Genomic DNA, 17,978 nt, shown 5'->3' on the forward strand with positions numbered 1-17,978 from the left:
TGAAAACCTGGATGGGCTATGATGACTCCCTGGATGCCTTCGGGGTCCACGCCATGGGTGGTATTGTCGGCGCGCTGCTCACCGGGGTGTTCGCCGTCAAAGCTATCGGCGGCACTGCTGGCGTGCTGGAAGGCAATACCGGGCAGTTGCTGATCCAGGCAACCGGGGTGGGCGTCACGATTGTGTATGACGCCATCGTCAGCTTCATCATTCTGAAAGCCATCGACTGGACCCTCGGCTTACGCGTGAAAGAAGAGCAGGAAAGGGAAGGGCTGGATATTACCCAGCATGGTGAGCAGGTTTACGAGTAACCCGAAAATGGACCTGTGCCGGGCTGCTGCAAGGCCTGGAGCAGGTCCCCGGGCGGGCTGATCAGAACACGATTTGCAGGCATATTGTTGCCTGTTTTCCAGAACGATCTACGCGCGTAAACTGGAAATGTCGAGCGTGCTCTGCTCAACCTGTAACGGGAGCATCCCGCAACCATTCTCTTGCGTCATCATCCGGAAAAGACCTGGTTTTCCGAGGAGTCTGCCATGAGTACAATTATCGACCGGCGCAGTTCCGGAACCCGATCCACCAGTAATCAGGAGCGTCTTCAGAGAAGAGTGCGCGCCCGCCTGAAGAGCGCTGTCGAAAAAATGGCGCGCTCCGGCTCCATTGAAGACCTGGCAAACGCCGATCAACCCATTTCCATACCTACCCGCGATTTGCATGAACCCAGCTTCCGCCGGGATTTCAGCGACTCTTCCTGGGAAAGAGTCCTGCCTGGCAACAAGGAATATCAGCGTGGCGACGAAATCAACAAACCCGAAGGCGGCGGTGCCGGTCAGGGCCGTGAAGGTTCCCCCGATGGCCTGGGAGATGACGAAGTCGCCATCGTCTTGTCCGCCGATGAGTTTCTGGATTTGCTTTTTGATGGGCTGGCTTTGCCCAATTTACGCAAAACCGCGCAGGGCGATGTCCAGGCGGAACAATGGCGTCGTGCCGGATTTATCAAGGACGGCAGCCCCTCACGCATGCATGTCGGCCGCACCATGCGCGCTGCCCGTGCACGCCGTCTGGCTCTGCGTGCTGGCAAACGTCGCGAGCTTCAGGAGCTTGAAGAGGCCCGCAGCAAGCTGCGGGAAGAGATCAGCACACGCATTGCCCGCAAGGAAGATGTTTCCCTGGAGCAGGAACGCCTGAAAAATCTGGAGGAACAGATTTCCATCCTGACGCGCAAAATCAAGGCGATTCCCTTTATTGATGAAGCCGACCTGCGCTTTGCCCATATCGACCAGCAACCTCATCCCATCACCAATGCGGTCATGTTTTGTGTCATGGATGTTTCGGGCAGCATGGGCGAAAAGGAAAAAGATCTGGCCAAGCGTTTTTTCCTGCTGCTCTATCTTTTTCTGCATCGCCATTATCAGGCCGTACAAATTGTTTTCATCAAACATCACAGTACGGCAACAGAATGTACTGAACAGGCCTTTTTTGGTGCCCGGGAGGGTGGCGGCACCCTGGTTTCTCCAGCCATCATGCTCACCGAAGAAATCATGGCCAAACGCTTTCCGGTCGACCGCTGGAATGTCTACGTCGCGCAGGTTTCCGATGGTGACAACTATTTTGCCGATAATACGGTAGTGGCTGAACACCTGCATCAGCTTTTACCGCGCCTGCGCAATCTCTTTTACCTAGAGGTCAACCGCGAAAACGAAAGTGATCTTCTGCAACTTTATGATGGTATTGCGGAAGATTATCCCGAGCTGATCACCGCCAGAGCCAGCGCCCGGGAAGATATTTACCCGCTCTTCCGCACCCTGTTTTCCAGCGAGGAGATCCCCAGCCATGTCTAAGTTCCTGTTTACGGATAACGATTGGACTTTTCCACGACTGGATGCGGTCACGGAAGCGATTGCCGTCATAGCCGCAGAAGAACTCCATCTGGACACCTATCCCAATCAGTTGGAAGTCATCAGCGCCGAGCAAATGCTCGATGCCTACGCGTCTATCGGCTTGCCGGTCTATTACGCGCACTGGTCTTTTGGTAAACAGCGCGCCATTGAGTCTGGTCAGTATCGGCGCGGTGAAATGGGTCTGGCCTATGAGCTGGTCATCAACAGTGATCCCTGCATCAGTTATCTCATGGAAGAAAACACCATGACCATGCAGACTCTGGTCATTGCCCATGCCGCTTTTGGACATAACGCCTTTTTCAAAAACAATGCCTTTTTCCGGCAATGGACAGACGCCGAAGGGATTATCGATTATCTGGCTTTCGCCCAACGCTATATTGCCCAATGCGAAGAACGCTTCGGGATGGATGCGGTGACCGACGTCCTCGACGCTGCACATGCCATCAGTCGCAACGGCATTGACCGGGCGCGCCGCCCGCGACAGCTTTCGGCGCGGGAAGAAGAACAGCGCTGGCAAGAACGGGAACGCTATCTGGAACAACAGGTTTTGGAAATATGGCGAACCCTGCCCCCTGCACACACTACCAGCACCCATTCCCCGGACCTTTTCCCCTCTGAACCACAAGAAAACCTGCTCTATTTCATTGAAAAAAATGCCCCGCATCTGGAAGGCTGGAAACGGGAAATTTTGCGCATTGTCCGCAAAATCACCCAGTATCTTTACCCGCAGGGCCAGACCAAAATCATGAATGAGGGCTTTGCCTGTTTTGTCCACTATCACATCATGCACAGCCTCCACGCCAAAGGTTTACTGACAGATGGTACGCTGCTGGAGTTTTACGCCAGCCATACGGCGGTGGTCATGCAGCCCGATTTTGATGACCGCCGTTATAGTGGTCTCAATCCCTATGCGCTGGGTTTTGCCATATTTCAGGACATCAAACGGATCTGCGTGGCGCCTACCGAAGAAGATCGGCGCTGGTTCAGTTTTGCCGGCGACCCGGACTGGCTGAAACACATTCATTTTGCCATGCGCGAATTTCGTGATGAAAGCTTTGTTCTGCAATACCTTTCTCCCAAGGTGATGCGAGATTTACATCTGTTCTCCCTGCACAATGCGGTAGATGAAGCGACCTACCGGGTCAGCGCCATCCATGATGATGCGGGCTACCAACACCTGCGCGAAGCACTCGCCCAGCAAATTGCCGACAGTAGCCGCCCTCCGGACATCCAGGTCATCTCTGTAGATCGCTGGGGAGATCGGCAGTTACGCCTGAAACAAATGGACCAGCAAGCCTTGGACCTTGAAGAAGCCCAAAAGACTTTGGGATATTTACAGGAGCTCTGGGGTTATGACGTCCATCTGGACATTGAAGATCAGACCTTAACGGTGCCACAACCCCGGTCCGGTGACGAACCGTAACGCACCACCTTGATGCAGCGCGCACCATATTGGTGCAAATGACCGTTTACCCCCTCGTTGAATTTAATAATCTCACTGTTTTTTAAGTATTTTTTACATGGCATTGAATTTGCTAAACGCTTTCTGCAACTACACTGACAGGGAGCGTTACTTCAATGAAAAACAGCAAAAAAACATTCAGCAGTCGATATCACCCTATTTTTCTGGCGATGCTGGCTGTTTCGCCCTTCGCCATGGACAACGCCGAGGCCGATCCCTTGGCTCTGCCCAGCCCGCTGACCTTCAATGCCGGTCCTTTGGGTACCCTGAATGTTCAAGGCGTAGCCAGTGGCTACGGGGTCTGGCAGGACAACAAGTTCCCTGGCTCCAGCTTTCCGGGTAGCAAATCCGCCTCTGCCGATATCAGCAATGGCATGGTCATGATCTCCAAAAATTCCGGCCTTGTTCAATTTGCCGTCCAGGCCGGCGCCTATAACGTCATGACCCTCGGTGCCAATTACGCTTCTACCGGGACTTTTACACAGGACACTTTTGGCGCTCTGCCCACGGGTTATATTGAAATTGCCCCGAATGATCATTTTAACGTCCAAATCGGCAAACTTTTTACCTTGATTGGCGCGGAATATACCTTCAGCTATCAGAACTGGAATATTGCGCGGGGCCTGCTCTGGGGCCAGGAAAATGCCGTCAATAAGGGGATTCAGCTCAACTATAGTGCGGGACCCATTACCGCAGCCGTCTCCTGGAATGACGGATTTTACTCCAACCGTTTCAACTGGATGAGCGGCATGGTCAGCTGGGCGCTGGACAGGCAGAACACGCTCTTCGTCCAGGGAGGCGGGAATCTGGGCCATACGGATTATGCCTACTCCAGCATTGCCACCACGCCTTTGCAAAATAATGAGGCCATTGTCGATGCCGGGTACACCTACAGCGGGGGTAATCTTGTCGTTACCCCATACATGCAATACACCAGCGTTCCTGCCAGTGCCATCCAGGCCTTGGGTGCAGGCACCAAAACCACCAGCACCCTGGGGGGCGCCATCCTCGCCAACTACAGCCTGACGGACAAGATTTCCCTGGCTGGCCGCGTCGAATATATCAGCAACTCGGGAAGCGCCACCGATGGCTCGGCCAATCTGACAGGCTTTGGGGCAGGATCTCACGCCTGGTCGCTGACGGCCACACCCACCTATCAGGATGGCGGCTTTTTTGCCCGCGCCGAACTTTCTTATGTCAAGGCCAGCATGGCCAGCGGTACCGGTTTCGCGGGTACCTCTGGGCTCGCCAAAAGCCAGGTCCGTGGCATAGTCGAGACCGGCTTTATGTTCTAACCCCTGGGGAGTATTACCCCCGGGATGTTCCAACCCTGTGCAAGAGGTAACGTCATGAAATTGATTACTGCCATTGTTAAACCCTTCAAACTCGATGATGTCCGCGAGGCCTTATCGGCGGTGGGGATTCAAGGCCTGACCGTCACCGAAGTCAAAGGCTTCGGGCGCCAGAAAGGTCACACTGAACTCTACCGTGGTGCTGAATACGTCGTGGATTTTCTCCCCAAGGTCAAAATCGAAACAGTCATCAGTGATGATGCCGTCGACCAGGCCATCGAAGCCATCGAAAAAGGCGCCCGAACCGGAAAAATCGGTGACGGTAAAATCTTTGTTTCTGAAGTTCTGGATGCCATCCGTATCCGTACCGGTGAAACCGGTAACGACGCACTTTAATTTTAATCCGTTCTACAACCGCTCTTAAATTGTTAAAAGGGGGAATTACCTCATGTCAGTAGCTTGGCTGAATACGGGCGATAATGCGTGGCAGCTCACCGCCGCAACTATCGTCGGAATGCAAAGTGTTCCGGGGCTCGTGGTACTTTACGCGGGCATTGTCAAAAAGAAATGGGCTATCAACTCTGCTTTCATGGCCTTTTATGCTTTTGCTGCTGTAATGATCGCCTGGCTGCTCTGGGGCTACAACATGGCCTTCGGCCACCAATGGTTCTCGTTTGTCGGTATACCGGGTCCCATCGCCAGTATGAATGATGAACTCATGCAAACGGTCTTTCCTACCAGCGGCTCTACGGCGGCCATGCCGATGGCGACGATGGTGTATTTTCAGTTTGTCTTCGCTGCTATTACCTTGGTCATCATGGCGGGGGCCTTTTTGGGCCGCATGAGTTTCAAGGCCTGGATGATTTTTGTGCCCCTGTGGCTGACTTTTTCCTACACGGTTGGCGCCTTCAGCCTTTGGGGTGGCGGCTTCCTCTCAACGATGGGTGTTATCGACTATTCCGGTGGATACGTCATCCATTTGTCTGCAGGTATTGCCGGATTTGTCGGTGCGGCAGTGATTGGTCCCCGTCTTGCCCGGGATCGTGAAAGCTTCCAGCCCAACAACGTGCTATTGATGCTGGTAGGTGCCGGTATTCTCTGGCTCGGCTGGAACGGCTTTAACGGCGGCGATCCTTATGCAGCCAGCCGCGATGCCGGCGCTGCCGTTCTCAATACCAACGTGGCCACCGCCATGAGTGTGTTGACATGGACGGTCATGGACATTTTTTACTTCAAAAAACCAGCGGTAATTGGCGCTGTTCAAGGGATGATTACCGGCCTCGTCGCGATTACCCCAGCCGCTGGTGTGGTAGACGGATATGGTGCTATTGCCATTGGCATCGCTTCCGGCATCATCCCCTGGATCAGTATGAATATTGTCGGCAAAACCAAGTTGTTCCGTAAAGTGGATGACACCCTCGGCGTATTCCACACCCACGCCGTAGCCGGGGTACTAGGCGGCATCATGGTGGGCCTGCTCGCCACCAAGGAAGGCTGTAAAGCATACGGGCTCAGCAACCCAGGAGGCGCCATTGACGGTAACTGGCACCAGGTCTGGCTACAGATTATTGGCGCAGCATTTATCATCGCCCTCAATATCGTCGTCACTTATATTCTTTTGAAGCTGATCAGCCTGGTGGTACCGCTGCGCATGTCTGAAGAAGAACTGATGATTGGGGATGATGCCATTCATGGTGAAGAAGCTTATGCCTTCTATGGTGATGGTGAACGGCGTCCGGTGACAGGTGACTGAAGCTATCTGGTAAAACTTTAGGAATAAGCACTATACGGCGGGAAACCGCCGTTTTTTAATGCCCATGCAAAAAAATAAAAGTAGCCTAATTAACTCACAGGGTTATCCAATGAACCGACCTAAAAAAGGACGCCATGAATCAGGAATCCATCATCAGTCGCCTGCAACAGCTCACGCGGATTTACGATTTCAGCGCTTTTTTTGAAGAAACTGCAGCACTGGCTGCGGAGCAATTACAGGCCGAAGGGGCCGCCTTCATTGTTCGTGAAGGAAATAATCTACGTTATTTATTTTTTCATGGCTTGCCGTCCGCTTATGCGGAGTTGTCCAGCCATGTTTTTCCCGATAATCAGGGCATCAGTGGCCGGGCCCTTCAACTGGATCAGGCGGTATTTGTAGAAAATTATCCTGCAGACTCCTCGGCCATGCCTGAATATGTCGCTACCGGATTGAAAGCCAGTCTGGTCATCCCGGTGCATGGTCCCGAAGGAACTAATGGCATTCTTGCCATTTCCTGGTTTGCGGCCAATATTCCAGTAGTCGACGGAGGCCAGCTGCAGCTCGCCCAACTGCTTGCCGACATGCTTGGCGCGGCCTGGTACCGCATGGGCATGGAACTTCACCTGGAGCATATTGCCACTCGGGATGCGCTCACGGGCGTCCCCAACCGCTATCAACTGGAGGAAAGACTCCAAACCGCCTGTGCCCGTGCACAACGTGACCAGCGCACTTTGGCCCTGGTCCTACTGGATATTGACGGCTTCAAGGAAGTCAATGACAACCTGGGGCATCAGGCTGGAGATCGGCTTTTGCGCGAAATCGTAACGCGACTTCAAGACGTATTGCGCGCCAGCGACACCATTGTTCGTCTGGCTGGGGATGAATTTCTATTACTCCTCGAAAACCTGCACAGTCGTCGGGATCTGGAAGATATTTTACAACGCGTGCTGATTGCCCTGAATATTCGTATGGGTGTTGATCACCAGCAAATCCGCATCACTGCCAGCGCCGGAGTCACCACTTATCCACATGATGAAGTTCCCGTCCTGGAGCTCATTCATCACGCTGATCAGGCGGTCTACCGGGCCAAGAGCCAAGGAGGTAACCGCTGGGCTTATTATGATCACGACGATGACGAACGCCGCAGCACCGCACAACGCTTGCGCGGCGAGCTGGAGCGCGCATTAAAACAGAAAGAATTTGTATTGTACTGGCAACCCATCATCGACTTGCATACGGGTCAGTGCGTCGCTGCAGAAGCACTGATTCGTTGGCAGCATCCCGAAAGGGGCCTGTTACTGCCCGCCAGTTTCATGGATATTGCCGAAAACTCTCCAGCTATGCAGCGGATTGGTGCCTGGGTCACTCAGGAAGCATGCCGACAGGGAAATCAATGGGCAGAACAAGGTTTCCTGCTCGACATTCAAATCAACCTGTCCGCCCGCCAGATTGAGAATCATCGACTTTGCGAAGAACTGCGCGCGAATCTGAACATGTGCCCGGTACTACTTCCAGAACGGGTCTGTCTGGAACTCGTCGAAAGAATTGCCTTACGGGACATCGGCAAAACCTCACGATTAATCCATGACTGTCAGAGCCTGGGGGTGAGATTTGCACTGGACGATTTTGGAACTGGTCCTGCGGCCCTGCAATATCTGCTTGAACTTGGATGTAACCAGATCAAGATTGACCATACTTTTGTTATTCCAATGACGCGCAGCCAGCGTCATCAGGATATGGTCCGCGCCATGGTACAAATGGCGCATGCCCTGGGTGTTTCCGTGACTGCTGAGGGGATTGAAGATGAAATCACCCTGCAACTTTTGCAGACCAGCGGAGCAGATCGTGGTCAGGGCTACCACATTGCCCGACCAATGCCTGCACAGGAAATGATCGCTTATCTACCAAAGTAGAGTAACGGACTATAAAAATTCAGCTTTGCAGGCTGACTGCCAACACCATCTCATCCAGCAGCATACGCAAAAGTGCAAAAACCTCTTCAGGGTCTTGTGCATCCGTAGTCGTCAGGCGCAACCGAAGATCTCCATGTCGTAAGTAAGGCGGCATTTTAAGCATGTCTCGCTCATCCAAAGACAGCTTATTAAGTGCCACAACGACAACGGCTCGATTCAAATATGGAAGAATCTTGTCCAGATAGAGATGAATTGCAGCGATGGGATTAGGACGTTTGGCGTCCACCAGAACCACCAGCCCATCGGTATTTTTGCCTAAGATTTCCCACATAAACTGAAACCGTTCCTGTCCGGGAATGGCGTATAAATGCAGGCGATAATCAGTTTTTGGGCAGGTAACCACCCCATAATCCATAGCCACCGTGGTAGTTTTTTTCTTTTCCGAAGGCAGCGCATCTGAGTACTTGGCATCCGTACTCAGCATATTTTCACCGAAAATGGATTGTAGAGCGGTCGTTTTACCAGAACCAACATGCCCCGCAATAATAACCTTTTTTTCTATGGGAGCGTCATTCATAACCCTATGATTCCATTTACGATAACAACCAGTTAAAACTAATTTCTTTGTAATATACTACAAGTATAATCATTCGTATAGCCTACCAAGGCTTGGCTTTAATCAGCGCCTTGGTGCCAAACTTGCTTTTTGCCTGCCTTATCTCGGCAAAATTGTCCGTTAAAAGCATATTATGGCTTGCTAATGGCTTGCCCAACGTAGCGCCCCATCCAGTGTTCTATTTGCTGAACTTCCTGAAGATGTCCATAGAGGCCAATGCGTGCTGAAAATTTGGTCACTGCAGCGCCCTTGGATGTGAGATTGATAAGGACAGCATTGCCCTCAGAATCATAGCCATGAACTTCCACGGTGGTCGGGCTGATTTGTTTAGCTCCGGTAAATTGCATGCCTGCCTGGGGCAAAGCCTTTTCTGCAGCCGCCGTGACCACCGCCAGCGAAGCCGGATAGTACGTATAATAAGGCACCGGATTAACTTGCGGCGCCCAGCTGGCCGTACAACCGCTCAGCCCCAGAGCCAAAACCACAGACACAGTCGCGAGACGTGACGAAAAAGACATAAATTTCCTCCAAAAACAGCGGACATTAATCAGAATGATTGTTTGATGTACAATATACCCGAAAATTCCGGGGAACAATGCTCTATCAACCATACCTCGCTTTTCACCAGACTGCTGCTGTAGGCACTTGGCTACAGTGGCATAACCATGTAATTTTGTCCCATAATGCAGGCTCACTTAATTATGATTAAACGTTGAGAGGAGCTGAACACTTATGAAAACTGCTAAATGGTTGATAGCTGCTGCTTTCCCAATGATGCTGGCGGGTTGCGCAAATAATCCTTATGCCAGCAATGGCACCACGGCCAATACAGCCGGTGGCTCCCTGCTTGGCGCGGTAGCTGGCGCAGTCATTGGCAACCAGACCGGTTCACCTCTGGCGGGTGCGGCAATCGGCGCAGGTCTCGGTGGATTGGCAGGATATGGTCTTTCCAATCAGCAGCAGCAACAAGCCCCGGCCCCGCAACCCGGCTATTACGCAGCACCCCAGGGCAGCGTCCCCTGTCCGGCCGGTTATGTGTGCAATCCAACGGCACCACAGTATCAGCAGCCTCCGGCCTGTCCAGCGGGTTACACCTGTACACCGCGCTAGGCCTATGCCTGTAGCACCGATGAATAACCCCTCCGCAATGCCCGCCATCGAACATATTGGCGGGCACCTGGAAGGTGGGAAAACCCTCGACAAGCACCCTCTCGCCCTGCCGGGCATTATTCTCAGTTCGGGCGAGGGCAGCATTCGCAGTTATCAGTTTCATCCGCAGGAAGAAGGCGCTCCTGTCACGCCACTCATTTGTCAAAGCATGGAGCCGCTACCGGGCGGAACCGATGCAGATTTGCTGGTCAGGCAGGGACATATTGTGGCGGTACGTCTGGCTGATGCCAATATTGTCTTGCATCCGGAAATTTTGCGGAAATCGGCCATTCGTGAAGTGTTGCAGCGCGAGTGGCTACTTTCGGTATTTCTTTTTGGTCCGGTTGCCGGAGTGTTTCTGGTCAACATGATTTTTGGGATGCCCACATTTTTATGGTGGACGGCGTTGGGAGTCCTTATTTTTTCCTGCCTGATCATGGGAATTCTGGTCCGAAACGATTTACGTAAATTGCAGAACTGGGTGGACGAATTACATAAGCTGGCCAAACAGCAGGGCGCTTAGTTTCCGCCACCCTCCGACCAGATTTCCGCCTGTGCGGTAGTGATATTCGGCGCACGCAGACGACACACCGATTTACCACACCATTCTGGACCAATATCCAGTTGTTCCAACGCATGTTCCATGGTTACCCTGAATACCGGGGCCGCCTCGACCCCCCCGAAGTTCCAGAATTTATCGCTGTCGCGCAGGGTTACCGCCATCACCAGTTGCGGATCACGTCCCGGAGCAAAGCCCACAAAAGTCGCATTGGTGCGATGATGAAAAAAACCATCCTTGCCGTTGGCTAAATCTGCCGTACCGGTTTTGCCTGCTACGGCATAACCGGGAATCGCCGCAAGAATACCGGTGCCATTGGGCTCTGCCACACTGCGTAACCAGCGTCGCAAATCGTTGGCCACCCAAAAAGGCATGACCCGACGTTTGACTAACGGCTCCCCTTTTACCAGCACGGGACGAATATAATAGCCCCCGTTGGCGATGGCCGCATAAGCATCTGCCAATTGCAGGGTAGTCACAGATATTCCATAACCAATGGAAATTGTCGCGTGGCGCGCTTTTCCCCAACCCTCCCAGGCGGGCAAAACGCCTGAAGTCGTCCCTGGCAAAGCGACCTGGGGAACATCACCAAAACCCACCGCCCGATACATGGCATAAATATCCCTGCGCGGCGTCTTTAGGGCTATTTTGGCCGTGCCAATACAACTGGAATACTTGAGAATGTGCTCAATATTCAAAACATGATGAGGAACGTCATCGGTAATCGGATAACCACCCACCCAGAGAGGATGGAACACATTAAAACGGGCCGTTGGACTCACACTATGCGTAGCCAGAGCGGCGGCAATGGCAAAAGGCTTGATCACTGATCCCGGCTCAAAAGCCTGATGTACGGCATTATCCACATAATCCATGGGATTACTGCAACTCCCGATATTATTGGGATTGCAACTGGGAACACTGACCATCGCGAGCACTTGTCCAGTACGGACATCCATGACCACCGCCGAACCGTTACTTGCCCCGAAATGACGCTGGGCAGCCAGCAAGGTCATATAAGCCCAATACTGGATTTGTGGATTGATGGTGAGCTGCAGGGCCTGTCCGGCGCGAGGAAGGCGCAAAATTTTATCTACATGCACAATTTGTCCATGACCATCTTCCAAAACCCGTTCCTTGCCGGGATACGCCGATAGCCACTGATTGTAGCCCAGTTCCAGTCCGGTCCCGCCCTGATGCTGGAGGTTGACCATACCTAACAGAGGGGCAGTGACGGCACCCAGCGGATAATAACTGCGGCTGGTATTTTGCACATAAATACCCGGAACCTGCAGTGCATCCAGCTTTTTTCCCAATGCGGGGGGAACCTGCCGGAGAATATAGGCATAATCTGCCCCACCCCCGGCAACCCTTTCGGCAAAACTGGCAGGACTCAGATGTAATACCTGAGCTATGGCACCCCAATGACCCTGATGTTTATCCAGAATGGCCGGGTCGGCCCATATAGTGACGGCTTTGACATTGACCGCTAAAGGTTCGCCATTACGGGCCGTGATTACGCCACGTTCACTGGGCAGCGGTAAGGTCCGCAAATAACGCATACGCCCTTGAGATCTTAACGTCTGGTGCTCCAATAGCTGCAAACGCAAATCCCGGGCAAGTACGGCCGCAAAACCCAGCAGAAGAATAATAATCAACCAGCGCGCCCGACCCGAAGGTAATATTTTAACGGATGGCTCAGTCATGACCGGGGCACTGTCTGCTGGTAAAAGTATTCATAGTGAACTCTGATGGAGTTTTAACATGAATCAGACGGCAGTGCTGATAAAAAGTTCCGGGAATACGGCAGGATTTGAAACATTGTTCTATATGAACATGAGAAAAGCTGGGCAACCCAATGCCAAACTTGAACTTTCTGAAGACTCTGCCCTAGAATGGCAGAAACGACACTATAGAGGTCATGCATTTTCATGCGCTTGAAACAGGCATTCCCGTTTTTCCGATTGGGGACTTTTACCCTGGCTGTTGCGGCCCTGGCTGGCTGTGCCAGCATGCCCAGCCACATGCATGCTTCTTCAGGCAACGGCTATGGATCAGCCTTGGCCAACTCCGCCTATTCAACCGGGCAGTCCTGTTATGCGCCGACGCCTGATCTGAATGCTGCCTATAATCAGCCCTATGAAATTGACGGGCAGTGGTATCACCCGATGCACAACGCCTCGGGATTTTCTGAAAACGGCGTCGCCTCCTGGTATGACCGCCAATCTTCCAGCGACACAACCGCCATGGGCACGGCCTTCCATGCCCGGCAACTATCAGCCGCGAGTCGCACCTTACCCCTGCCTTCCTGCGTGCGGGTGACCAATCTTGAAAATGGTCGCAGCGTCGTGGTGCTGGTAGATGATCGAGGGCCCTTCGTAGACAGTCGCATCATGGATTTGTCGGCGGGTGCCGCCAATGCTCTGGGAATGCTCAATCGGGGGACATCTCGGGTGCATATCCAGGTAGTCCCCAGCGCCCTCAGTCCCAATGTCCCGGCCCCGCAGATTGTCCAGGTCGCCCAAAGGCCAGCGCCGCAAGCTCCAGTACCACAATCTGTAGCGCCAGAACGGGTTATTCCTCGGGCTACTCCCCAGGCTGTTCCCTTGCCCACCTATACGCCTCCCGCAAATACCCGGGGGAATCTGACGGCGGTAGTCAACCAAACTTTCGCCAGCAACACCCCGGCGGTCCAGACAGTGCCCACGCAGGTGGCGCCGCCAATGCCAGCACAGCAGCCCCCTGCGCCGCCGACAGCCCATGTTCTGCGCAGCTGGCACAGAAGCCCTCAAGTCGAACAAGTGTATCTGGAAACTGCCCAGGCAATGGGTATGCAAAGGGCACTTCGTGAGCGCAGCAAACTTCAGGACTTTGGCATCAGCACCGCCAAGCTGGTACGCACGGCATCGAGCAGCACCGCCGGTCTCTACAAAATCAAAATCGGACCCATGGCACCGACAGCTGCCCCCGAAGATTACGCATCCAGCCTGGAGCGCTTGCGTCTAGGCACTTTTGTGGTCAGCGAACAGGCGGGTTAAAGGCGTCAGCCCGTACCCGGTTCAGGGGCGGCAAGCGTCGCTCGCCCAGAATAGCCCATATGATCAGCACCACCCAGGCAATACCGGACCAGCCCAGGACGATATTGAGGACCAACACCCAAAGAAAATGCTCATGATGACGAGCAGCGGCAATCACGCTCGGCACGAAATAAATCAGCAAGCCGAGAACTGCCGCCAGCAACCAGACCACAATATGAATAAACAAGGCGGCGATGCCCAGACCAATCAGCGCCAGCAGCACAATGCCGATACCCAGAAATGCGCTCATGCTTCTGCTCCTTCCGTTTTTGCAGTAAATAATTTGTTGATAATGGTGTCTCCCTGCATTTCCTCGCCACTTAAGGTCATGGCCAGCAGTTCTCCGCCCAGCACATCGGGCGAAATAATCAGATCTGCACCTATCTGACGTAACCGTTCAAGATTTTTGGCATCCTGAACAGCCGCAACGGTTTTTCCGGGAGCATTCAATTCCTTGGCGGCCAGGATGATAAAAGCGTTTTCACTATCAATCACCCGCAGGGCCAGAATACCCAGAGCGCACTCAGCACCCGCCCGCCGCAAAACCTCCAGATCTGTCGCATCACCCACCATTAAATCTTCCTTGGCCATCCATTCGTTTTCCGGGGGAGCAGGGACCAGAACCAGCGTCCGTAAATGGCGGGCGCGCAACGCCCGATAGGTATTTTGGGCAAGCATATTGTCGCCAATAATCAAATAATGATTTCGATAATGGCGTTTCTCCCCGCCCATGAGCAGCCGCTGCATCCGACCATTGAGTAACGGCACAATCACTGCAGAAATAGAGGTAGCAAAAACCGTAATACCCAGAATAATAATGGAAATCACAAAAAAACGGGCATCGACACTTTTGGGAACAATATCCCCATAACCCACCGTCGACATGGTGACCACGGCAAAATACAAGGCGCTGACCAGATTGGTAATCGGTGGCGAAAAACCGGCACCAAGCACATAACTACCCAATACCGCATAACTCATCAACAACAAGATGGAGATGACTGCGAAAAGCGTACCTGCCGCCACACTGGAGTGTGCAAAATGTCGGCGGAACAACAGCAAAGAAATGAGAATAACGGCATTGAAAATGGTGAATCCGCTCCACTCCAACCCGTAATGGTGGAGCAGCATGGCCAACATTGCACCCGCCAATATCAGCGTAATGGCCCAGGAAAAACGTGAGCGGAACAGCAAACCAAAAGCCATTAATAATAAAACGATGCCCAGTACAGCTTCGGGTACAGTGCCTAGTGCTGAAAGCAACGGGGCCTGGGTCAGACTGCTAGAAGGCGCCAATTCGGAAAGCTGCGGGAAAACGCGCAGCAGATCGGGAAGCGCATTGAGAATAGCGAGAGCACCCAGCAAACCCACGGCCAATGCCATGGGAATATGGGGAAACCAGTGATCCAGGTATAAAACCGCACGAGCCTTGGCCGCAAATCGAAATAACCTCTGGCGCAAAGACAGGCGCATTACATCAGGAATTCGAATCATGGCAGCTTCCTCAGGTTTTATTCGTGCGTATGCGTTAATAGCGTTGCAGCAACACCAACCCGCCAGACATAACAAGCGCAATAAAAAGCCTGGCAGGTCCTTAATTAATCAACGAATAGATGAGGTGTTGAATCGGCTTTACGCACAGAGTGGCGAAAAGCCGGAAATATTACTTGATCAGGCACTGTGCTCGTTGTCATCCGGATCGGCTGGACCAAAAGTAGTCCGCATACCCGCATACATGGCAACAACCCACAAAGCGCCCAGAACAATAAAAGTAGCATAAAACATGATAGTGATTCCTTCTTGGGTAAGCTGGTAGTCAAGTGTATCAGTAGACCGTAATCATCGGGAACAGTTCAAATGGATCAGCCAAAGGCCTGGGCGGGGTTCACGACAATATTGGTGAAATCCCGCAATTTCATTTTGGGACGCAAGTCACTCAAAATAGCCGCCTTGGCGACTGGAAGGGCTTGCCAGGCATTGTTCCCGCCATCCTCCACTATTGCCGCCACTGCAATTTGCGGATGATGGAGCGGCGCCCAACCGATGAAAAGAGAGTCATCATTATAAATCGTGCGACCATCCTGATAACCGATAGGCACTTCGGCTGTTCCGGTTTTGCCGGCCATGGACAAACCCGGCGTTGCCATGCTTTTACAAGTACCCCGCGTCACACAAGCGATCATTCCCTTACGAACAGATTGTAAAGCAAAAGCAGGAATATGCAGATTTTTGGCAGGGGGTATCGCTAAAGGCTGGCGCAGCCCGGTTTCCGGATTGACGAATGCGCTCACCACATGCAAAGAGGGTAAATATCCGCCGTTGGCTATGGCTGACACAGCACGCACCAATTGCAGCGGCGTCACCAGCAAGTAGCCTTGTCCAATACCCAGAATCACCGAATCGCCGGTGTACCAGGGCTGATGAAAATGCGCTTCTTTCCAGCGTGGCGTCGGCACAAAACCGTTGGCGCTACCGGGAGTATCAATGGGCGCCGGGTGGCCAAAGCCAAAACGCCAGAGAGCCGCATCCTGACGCTGTATACCCATTTTGATAGCCAGCTTGTAAAAAAACACATCTACCGACCAGGCCAGCGCCTTGGTCAAACCGGTTTCGCCAAAGCCCGAGCGATACCAGTCCCAGTAAACATGACCACCCAGACGGATATAACCGGGGCAGTAGGTGTGGAAATTGGGCGAAATAACATGATCCTGCAGCGCCTCAATGGAATAAAAGGGCTTGATGCAGGAGCCAGGAGGATAAAGCCCTTGCGCCACCCGATTCAACAAAGGGCGTCCCTTGTCATGCAGCAGGCTCTGCCAATGGACCTCGCTGATTCCACCTACAAACCAGTTGGCATTGAAGCTGGGGTTACTATAGCTGGCGATCACTGCGCCATTATTGGGATTAACTGCCACCAGCGCACCACGAAAATGATTGCGACGCATTACCCTTGCGACGGCACGCTGCACCCGCAAGCGCAAACTGGTCAGAAGATTATCACCCGGCGTCGGCGCAATATTCCGCAAATTGGCCACAGGCACGCCCAAGGCGTTTACCTCCTTGATCTGATATCCAAATTTTCCACGCAGTTCACGTTCAAACGCATATTCCAGGCCATTTTCTCCAATGAACTGGCGATAAATGTATTTTTGCGGATCAAAACCTTTCAGATTCCGGGCGCTGACCGGTCCGACATAACCGACTACCGAGGTAAACAGGGTTTTGTAGGGGTAATAGCGATGCCACTGTGCGGCCACTTGCACCCCTGGAAACTGCATATCGCGCACCGAAAATGCGGCTATTTGTTGGGAATTCATGCGCTGCAGAAGGATTCTGGGGATATAGGGTGGCTTGTCATCCAGCGTCCGCAGTAAATGCGTAATGCTTTGCTTTGGGACAGGAAACAGTTGATCAATGTGCTTCAGAGTCGCATGCAGGTGTTCCGTTTCGTCAGGAATAATTTCCAGCACATAGCGCGGATGATTGGCGGCGAGAATCTGGCCATGACTGGCAAGAATCAGTCCCCGCGCCGGAGCAACCGGGACAATGGCCGTATGATTGGCCTGAGCCATTTGCCGGAAGCGTTGATAATGCAGCACCTCCAGATCGACCAGGCGCCAGATCAGGTACACAAAGGCCAGCAGCAGCAAAGCAATAGCCAAAGCCAGACGACCCCGAAAGCGACCGGCTTTTACGGCGTTCGGACTCATAAAAATCTGCCTGCAACACCCATGAAATGAAGGAACAACAATGGCGTAACGGCCTCTGCTAACAAAGTTTATGGCTATGCTGAGAGGTCATGATGGCGGGGAAAGTTCCCCAAGCCTCACACATTACAGTTAAGCTGCCGGGAACTTCCCGCGAAAAGTAGGCGTCTTAAGACGCGTGTATAGCACCGTGACCATGACTTGAAGATGCCGCTAACGACCCGCGATCATTCCGGTAATTATTCGTTGGAACTCAGATTTGTTCCATGCTGATGACTGACATCCTGGAAATACTGCTTATTTTGGCAGGCATCGCCCTCTTCACTTATCCAGCCAGTATTCTGGTGGAGAAGATATTGCGTCATTGGGACAAAAATCATCCTGAAAAAAATTAGGAGCCTATGTTTATGTCGTTACGTTCATTCAGTTTTCAGCCACGGCAGATACTTGTCGCCGTAATAGCCGCAACGGCGGGTTTTGGACTCGGTGCGGCAGGCTGGGCTTTTGCTGCAGATAGTCAGACTAGCTCACCTGCCACAATGGCCAAAC

Annotated in this window: 17 protein-coding genes and 1 pseudogene; 12 read left to right on the forward strand and 6 right to left on the reverse strand. The window is 52.8% G+C overall.

Annotated elements, in window-relative coordinates; translation table 11 throughout:
• From HAP95_RS10280 to HAP95_RS10310, 7 genes and pseudogenes are all read left to right on the forward strand, one after another.
• Positions 1-311, forward strand: a pseudogene (locus HAP95_RS10280) (ammonia channel protein); the annotation flags it as partial.
• 225 nt (positions 312-536) lie between these two features.
• Entirely contained in the window at positions 537-1,841 is a 1,305-nt protein-coding gene (locus HAP95_RS10285; protein WP_215884135.1) for a YeaH/YhbH family protein, read from the forward strand.
• Positions 1,834-3,324 (forward strand): SpoVR family protein, encoded by a 1,491-nt coding sequence (locus tag HAP95_RS10290; protein WP_215884136.1) that lies wholly within the window; start codon positions 1,834-1,836, stop codon positions 3,322-3,324. The genes HAP95_RS10285 and HAP95_RS10290 overlap by 8 nt, the downstream gene beginning before the upstream one ends.
• A 155-nt stretch (positions 3,325-3,479) precedes the next feature.
• Positions 3,480-4,658: an outer membrane beta-barrel protein gene (locus HAP95_RS10295; protein ID WP_215884137.1), complete on the forward strand. Its 1,179-nt coding sequence runs from the start codon at positions 3,480-3,482 to the stop codon at positions 4,656-4,658.
• Between the two features lie 54 nt (positions 4,659-4,712).
• A complete protein-coding gene (glnK, locus tag HAP95_RS10300) occupies positions 4,713-5,051 on the forward strand; it encodes a P-II family nitrogen regulator (RefSeq protein WP_010639279.1) in 339 nt (112 codons plus the stop codon).
• Positions 5,052-5,103: 52 nt separating this feature from the next.
• Positions 5,104-6,408, forward strand: coding sequence for an ammonium transporter (locus tag HAP95_RS10305; RefSeq protein ID WP_215884138.1), 1,305 nt, complete (start codon positions 5,104-5,106; stop codon positions 6,406-6,408).
• Positions 6,409-6,542: 134 nt separating this feature from the next.
• On the forward strand, positions 6,543-8,321 hold the full coding sequence (locus tag HAP95_RS10310; RefSeq protein ID WP_215884139.1) for a bifunctional diguanylate cyclase/phosphodiesterase: 1,779 nt from the start codon (positions 6,543-6,545) through the stop codon (positions 8,319-8,321).
• A 19-nt stretch (positions 8,322-8,340) separates the two neighbouring features.
• Here HAP95_RS10310 and HAP95_RS10315 read toward each other — a convergent pair whose 3' ends face one another.
• Together HAP95_RS10315 and HAP95_RS10320 are read right to left on the reverse strand one after the other, a co-directional pair.
• Positions 8,341-8,898, reverse strand: coding sequence for a GTP-binding protein (locus HAP95_RS10315; protein WP_215884140.1), 558 nt, complete (start codon positions 8,896-8,898; stop codon positions 8,341-8,343).
• Positions 8,899-9,068: 170 nt separating this feature from the next.
• Positions 9,069-9,455, reverse strand: a complete 387-nt coding sequence (locus HAP95_RS10320; protein ID WP_010639271.1) for a hypothetical protein — start codon at positions 9,453-9,455, stop codon at positions 9,069-9,071.
• 214 nt (positions 9,456-9,669) lie between these two features.
• Here HAP95_RS10320 and HAP95_RS10325 point away from each other — a divergent pair, with 214 nt between their 5' ends.
• Positions 9,670-10,047 (forward strand): YMGG-like glycine zipper-containing protein, encoded by a 378-nt coding sequence (locus HAP95_RS10325; RefSeq protein WP_215884141.1) that lies wholly within the window; start codon positions 9,670-9,672, stop codon positions 10,045-10,047.
• A 19-nt stretch (positions 10,048-10,066) separates the two neighbouring features.
• On the forward strand, positions 10,067-10,609 hold the full coding sequence (locus HAP95_RS10330; protein ID WP_215884142.1) for a hypothetical protein: 543 nt from the start codon (positions 10,067-10,069) through the stop codon (positions 10,607-10,609).
• On the opposite strand, the gene HAP95_RS10335 is transcribed toward HAP95_RS10330, so the two are convergent.
• The gene (locus HAP95_RS10335) at positions 10,606-12,351 is read right to left on the reverse strand and encodes a peptidoglycan D,D-transpeptidase FtsI family protein (RefSeq protein WP_215884143.1); all 1,746 of its coding nucleotides are present in this window, start codon (positions 12,349-12,351) and stop codon (positions 10,606-10,608) included. The genes HAP95_RS10330 and HAP95_RS10335 overlap by 4 nt on opposite strands.
• 58 nt (positions 12,352-12,409) lie before the next feature.
• Here HAP95_RS10335 and HAP95_RS10340 point away from each other — a divergent pair, with 58 nt between their 5' ends.
• Positions 12,410-12,586, forward strand: a complete 177-nt coding sequence (locus tag HAP95_RS10340) for a hypothetical protein (protein WP_215884144.1) — start codon at positions 12,410-12,412, stop codon at positions 12,584-12,586.
• Entirely contained in the window at positions 12,577-13,683 is a 1,107-nt protein-coding gene (locus tag HAP95_RS10345) for a septal ring lytic transglycosylase RlpA family protein (protein WP_215884145.1), read from the forward strand. Before HAP95_RS10340 ends, HAP95_RS10345 begins: the two co-directional genes overlap by 10 nt.
• Here the strand turns inward: HAP95_RS10345 and HAP95_RS10350 are convergent.
• The 3 genes from HAP95_RS10350 to mrdA form a co-directional block, all read right to left on the reverse strand.
• On the reverse strand, positions 13,664-13,972 hold the full coding sequence (locus HAP95_RS10350) for a superinfection immunity protein (RefSeq protein WP_215884146.1): 309 nt from the start codon (positions 13,970-13,972) through the stop codon (positions 13,664-13,666). The genes HAP95_RS10345 and HAP95_RS10350 overlap by 20 nt on opposite strands.
• Positions 13,969-15,216, reverse strand: coding sequence for a voltage-gated potassium channel protein (kch, locus tag HAP95_RS10355; RefSeq protein ID WP_215884147.1), 1,248 nt, complete (start codon positions 15,214-15,216; stop codon positions 13,969-13,971). Before kch ends, HAP95_RS10350 begins: the two co-directional genes overlap by 4 nt.
• 368 nt (positions 15,217-15,584) lie before the next feature.
• On the reverse strand, positions 15,585-17,432 hold the full coding sequence (mrdA, locus tag HAP95_RS10360; RefSeq protein WP_215884148.1) for a penicillin-binding protein 2: 1,848 nt from the start codon (positions 17,430-17,432) through the stop codon (positions 15,585-15,587).
• Positions 17,433-17,695: 263 nt separating this feature from the next.
• Here mrdA and HAP95_RS17295 point away from each other — a divergent pair, with 263 nt between their 5' ends.
• Positions 17,696-17,824, forward strand: a complete 129-nt coding sequence (locus HAP95_RS17295) for a hypothetical protein (protein WP_264318843.1) — start codon at positions 17,696-17,698, stop codon at positions 17,822-17,824.
• Positions 17,825-17,978: the final 154 nt, after the last annotated feature.

This window comes from Acidithiobacillus sulfurivorans (genome assembly GCF_018853815.1).
GTDB lineage: Bacteria > Pseudomonadota > Gammaproteobacteria > Acidithiobacillales > Acidithiobacillaceae > Acidithiobacillus > Acidithiobacillus sulfurivorans.